The sequence below is a fragment of the Syntrophomonas sp. UBA1041 genome (assembly GCF_002316705.1).
Lineage (GTDB): Bacteria > Bacillota > Syntrophomonadia > Syntrophomonadales > Syntrophomonadaceae > DTU019.
Window position 1 is genome coordinate 26,860 of record NZ_DCEA01000074.1, and the last position, 597, is coordinate 27,456.

The window sequence follows — 597 nt, forward strand, 5'->3', positions numbered from 1 at the left end:
GGGGATAACGGTTATGAAATCCACAACATCCTTTATTAATAAAGGGGTATTATATAATGATTTTAAACGCTACGGCTGGACGGGAGTGGTATACCTCTTGGCCTGGCTGGCCGCTTTGCCTTTGCAGCTGGTGATGATTTACAGCCGCCCGGAGATCATCAAAGCGCATTATAACGCAGCTACTTATTTAAGGGTTTTTGAATTCGATCACTCGCCGGTGTTATTATTCCTGTTGTTGATGGCTCCTGTTCTCACCGGACTGCTGGTATTCCGCTATTTACAGACCGGTATAGCCGCCGATATGGAACACTCTCTTCCCATCCGGCGGGAAACCCTGTATAATACCCACCTCTTGGCGGGACTGGTGTTCCTGTTGATTCCGATAATGATAACTGCGCTGGTCACATGGGGCGTAGTGGCCGGATTAAAGATTGATTTCGTGCAGGGCCAGGATATACTCGACTGGCTAAAGATTGCCTTAATAGCCAGTCTGCTCTTCTTTTTAAGCGCAGTGGCGGTGGGAATGATCACCGGCCTTTCTACCCTGCAGGGACTGTTGACCTACATCCTGCTCCTGGTGCCCAGCGGGTTGTCGCT

Annotated in this window: 1 pseudogene; it reads left to right on the forward strand. The window is 49.6% G+C overall.

Going from position 1 to position 597, the window contains the following annotated elements:
• Positions 1-13: 13 nt before the first annotated feature.
• A pseudogene (locus B2633_RS11830) lies at positions 14-597 on the forward strand (hypothetical protein); the annotation flags it as partial.